Here is a 4,536-nt window from a genome sequence, read left to right on the forward strand (position 1 = left end):
GTTTACAGGCTTCTAAGCAGGTTTACAGTCGATCAGTTTGTGGATATGGTGTTGATAACCGTAAACGCCGTTTGTGGAAAGCGAAAGAGCGTAAAAACGATAATAATTAGAGATACCACCAATTTGACGATGGATATTAATAGGTTCAGAAAGAAGTATAGGAGTGAAGATTTAAAAGATAAGGACTATAGGACTATAAATGAGCTTATTCCAGGTCCAGAGGCTATTATTTCGGTATGAAACTTGTTTTAGCCATATCCTTAGATAAAATACATAGATTGATTCTGTCCCCTGTGACAAAAATCACTTCTCCTGGTGTCGTTTTGATTGATATTGCCATTTCTTTGGGTTTCATAGATAAAAGAAGCCTACAAAGGCTTGCTGAATGGTGATATTTTTTGGGGGTTAATGTATTTATATGTACAATATGCATTATTATTGTACAGCAATGATAGATGAAGAATATATCACCTGCAAAGGTGGTGAGCGATTCAGGCGGATAACGAAAGATATCCCTTACAGCTCGTTTGAATCCTTCTTTGATAGGGTAGAGAACCGGGGAATCGTGTTGGAGTCTGCGGAGGTAGCGCCGATATATGGGCGATTGAGTCTTATTCTGATTGACCCGCCACTACAACTGAAGGGTAAAGATGAAAGATTTGAGATTAGAGCACTAAATAACCGGGGTAAGAATATATTAAGACTGTTTGATGATTCACATTTCAGTTACGCAAGCGGTTTGAAAGTGCGTGAGGACTCCATCACGGGCTATGTTGAGCGTGAGAACCGATTGGTAGAGGAGGATAGGAGATTCAAGCAGCGGAATATTTCATACGTTATAAGGACTTTTCTCGATTTCTTTGCGTCTGAAGACCGTTTTTTAGGGCTCTATGGCGTCTTCTCTTACGACTTCGTCAGACTCTTCGAGGATATAGCAGACCTTCATGATGATGTGGGGATACCGGACTTCAATCTCTTCATGCCTGACTTCATCGTTTGTTTCAACCATCTCAAAGAGCATGCAGAGATAATGTTATACGATTTCCATGATTTTGATGTCCCGGCTGATGAATATTTCGTGTTGCGGTCGGCGGAAGCGGATATTGATGGAGGAGTGGAAGTAGATGGAGTAATAGCGGAGGAACAGTGGCGTATCAGGAGAGGTAAGCCGCTCACGAAGCGAGAGTATGAGGAGATGGTGGAGAGAGCGAAGGAGGAGATGCGGAAGGGTGAGATATTTGAGATTGTGCTCTCACATTCGCGATATTTTAAGGTCAGCAAAGCGCCAATTGAGATATACCGCAAATTCCGCACTATAAATCCCTCACCGTATTTATTCTACGTCAATTTCGGTGATGAGTGCCTTGTGGGTGCCTCGCCTGAGATGTTCCTCCGTGTGGAGCACGGGCTGGTTCAGACGAGACCTATTTCTGGTACTATTGAGAGGGGTGAGAATCCGATAGAGGACTATGAGAAGATGATGCAGCTCTTGAATTCCCTGAAAGAGAAATCTGAACTTGATATGCTGATTGATTTAGCACGGAATGACATTGCAAGAGTTTGTAAACCGGGCGTGGAAGTTCGGGACTATCGGTTCGTGGAGAAATACTCGGCTGTGATGCATACGGTGGCGCATGTAGAGGGTATGCTGGATACTGCCAAATTCGAGCCTTTTGATGCTTTCATCGTGTCATTAAATGCAGGTACTCTTACCGGTGCGCCAAAAATAGCAGCAATGAACCTGATTGAGCGATTTGAGCACACAAGAAGGGGTTATTATGGCGGTAACGTCGGCTACATCACCTTCTCCGGTAATCTTGATTTTGGTATCATTATCAGGACCGCATATATAAGGGACGGCATTGCGGAGATCCGTGTTGGTGCCACGATACTGTATGATTCACAGCCCGAGAACGAGTGGAGAGAGACGATGAATAAGGGCAAAGCATTCTTCAAGATCATAGAGGATACAGGAGGGATTGAAGATGGAGATGGAGATGGAGACGAATACGAAGAAGGCGCTCAGAATATTCATGGTTGATAACTATGATTCCTTCACATTCAATCTCGTGGATTATTTCCGGAGATTCAATTGTGAGGTGATTGTATATCGAAACCGACTGGATGTGGACATAATAGAGGATATAGACCCGGACTTGATTGTGCTATCACCTGGTCCTTCAATACCGGCTAATGCGGGCAATCTGCTCAGGGTGATTGAACAATACCACAGGAGTTACCCCATATTTGGTATCTGTCTGGGTCATCAAGCGCTAATAGAATTCTTTGGTGGTGAACTGGGTCTTTTAGCTTATCCCTGCCATGGTAAGCAATCTCCAATTCAGCATGACGGTAAGACGATATACAGAGGTATACCAAACCCGTTTATGGGTGGCAGGTATCACTCTCTAATTGGTAAGGTCATACCAGCGAGTTTGGAGGTCACAGCCACTACTGCCACTACTACCACTACTAATGGAGATATAGTCATGGGCGTTCGCCACAGGCGCCTGCCGATAGAGGGTGTGCAATTCCATCCAGAATCTATCCTGACGTTCCCTACCGGGTTGAAGATAATACAGAACGTGATCGAATGGGCAAAGGCTATTGCTATTTAGTCTTTAGTTCCTGTGGCAGGATTTCGATGAATTTCGCCTTTACCGGTGTTTCCCGTATCTTTTTTATCTCGGAATACAGGGGGTGATATGAGACCACATACAGGTGCTTCATCGCTCTCGATACCGCATCAATCAAATCGTGCTTCTTCGGCTCTTTAAATTCTACGCCAAGTACTGGTATCCATGGCTCGATGAAGAGAGAAATGGCAGGGTTTATCTCCGAGATGAATATTGCCAGTTCCTCTATGTCCGCGGGTTCATTTATTCCTGGCAACAGAATCGTCTCTACCTGGAGCCTGAAATAAGCGTCCTCTAGCGCTGCCAGATTCTTTATCGCGTTCAATACCGCTTCATTGCTACTTCTGGTGTAATAAAGATGCTTATCTCTATCAAAAGCTTTTACACTCACAATAACTTCGTTTACGCCTGCTTCTTTCAATTCTATCGCGTATCGCTCGTCTATTCTGCTCCCGTTTGTCATTAATACGATATGGATATGGAAGTGAGCATCGAGTTTCGCGATATTTTTGATTATCGTTATTAAATCAGGGTCGAGTGTGGGTTCGTAACCGCCAAGATAGACCCTGTGCGGGTTCAACGCTTTCAGTTCCTTCAGGATGTTCTCAAAGTTCCAATCAATGTATCGCCTCTCTTCTGCATAGATGTCGTATTCGGTTCTTTCACGGATACAGCCGATACAGAGGAAGTTGCAGCCCTTGAAAGAGAGCATCGCCATTCGCTCACCAGCGAATTTCTCCGTATAACTTATATGGTAGATGTTCATACCAGTTCACCGCTTTTTATGTCCAGAAACCACATCCCGTTCACATGCACTCTCTCCAGCTCACTCGCATTTATTTTTAGCCTGCGCTTGAATATCGGTCCGTCAAGCACGAAAGTATGATACTCGCCTGATTCGCCACACAGATTGAAATTGTAATTCTTCAGCTCTTCGATGAAGGATTCGTCAAATCTCCTGCCCAGCCATTCCTCTTTTATCCGCGTCGCAACTACTATAGCTTCAAAGCCTTCTTCTATGAACTCCTGCACTATATCCCCGGGGTCGCGCCCCCAGAGCGGTATGACAGGCTCTATTTTGAGCTCACTACAAATTCGTTCCACCCATTCGCGGTGCTCAATCAGGTCAATATCGCCAAAAACGCCACCTTGCACACCTTCGAGCTTTAACTCGCTCACCGCTTGCTTGAATTTACGCTCATAGCCCGCCCATGATGCATTCACCTGAACCATTGGTATCCCTATTGCTTCTGATTGAAGTTTCAGTAGAGAAGAGCGAGTACCGTGTGCTCTTTCACGCTTACCATCCTCAGCTAAGAAGTTCAGGAGATGCGAGACCTCAAACCTGCCGTCAAGCATTGCTCTGTAACATGCTAAACAGCTATCCTTCCCACCACTCCAGGAGCAGAAAACGCGCTTAGCCATATTCTCACTCTCGCTATTTCGTTTCATTTCATCTGTATTTATCTGTATTTGTTACTGTACGCTATCTCATCATTTACCTCCCTTCGTCGTGCTTGTGCCTGCCGGTACATACACCATTCCACCGCTTTTCGTTTTATATATCCGCCCTATTTCACCCACAACTTCCGTTTGCAGCGTCTCATTCATCATATCCAGCTTCTCGATTCGCTCCCCGCTCTTAACTATCACTTCCATGTTCGGCTGACCCGGGTTCTTCACTATTGTCATATCTGTCTGTGTCAGCACTTCAGGTATGCTGAGATACATCAGCAGCATCACTATCACTCCGAGCGCGAACACCATCGCCACGTCGAACAGATTGGCAACGCCACTCAGCGGGTCGTCATCTCGTTCCCCACGACCTCGATTCCCTCCCGATTCTTTCATGTATTTCATTTCTTATCCCTATTCCTCCTGTGAGACCTTCTCTCTTTAT

Annotated in this window: 6 protein-coding genes; 3 read left to right on the forward strand and 3 right to left on the reverse strand. The window is 45.0% G+C overall.

All coding sequences use genetic code 11. The features are described 5' to 3' along the window. The 3 genes from J7J01_08960 to J7J01_08970 form a co-directional block, all read left to right on the forward strand. The coding region (locus tag J7J01_08960; protein MCD6210994.1) for a hypothetical protein at positions 1–240 on the forward strand (240 nt) is incomplete at its 5' end. A gap of 208 nt (positions 241–448) precedes the next feature. Further along, positions 449–2,041, forward strand: a complete 1,593-nt coding sequence (locus J7J01_08965; protein MCD6210995.1) for a chorismate-binding protein — start codon at positions 449–451, stop codon at positions 2,039–2,041. Continuing rightward, on the forward strand, positions 1,986–2,618 hold the full coding sequence (locus J7J01_08970; GenBank protein MCD6210996.1) for an aminodeoxychorismate/anthranilate synthase component II: 633 nt from the start codon (positions 1,986–1,988) through the stop codon (positions 2,616–2,618). The genes J7J01_08965 and J7J01_08970 overlap by 56 nt, the downstream gene beginning before the upstream one ends. Here J7J01_08970 and J7J01_08975 read toward each other — a convergent pair. Genes J7J01_08975 through J7J01_08985 form a run of 3 tightly spaced genes read right to left on the reverse strand, consistent with a single transcriptional unit; the run spans position 2,611 to position 4,496 of the window. Beyond that, a complete protein-coding gene (locus tag J7J01_08975; GenBank protein MCD6210997.1) occupies positions 2,611–3,402 on the reverse strand; it encodes a radical SAM protein in 792 nt (263 codons plus the stop codon). The genes J7J01_08970 and J7J01_08975 overlap by 8 nt on opposite strands. After that, entirely contained in the window at positions 3,399–4,088 is a 690-nt protein-coding gene (locus J7J01_08980; GenBank protein ID MCD6210998.1) for a diphthine--ammonia ligase, read from the reverse strand. Before J7J01_08980 ends, J7J01_08975 begins: the two co-directional genes overlap by 4 nt. Before the next feature lie 42 nt (positions 4,089–4,130). Further along, a complete protein-coding gene (locus J7J01_08985; GenBank protein MCD6210999.1) occupies positions 4,131–4,496 on the reverse strand; it encodes a DUF2149 domain-containing protein in 366 nt (121 codons plus the stop codon). Positions 4,497–4,536 lie beyond the last annotated feature (40 nt).

Source organism: Methanophagales archaeon (genome assembly GCA_021159465.1).
Taxonomy (GTDB): Archaea; Halobacteriota; Syntropharchaeia; order Alkanophagales; family Methanospirareceae; genus G60ANME1.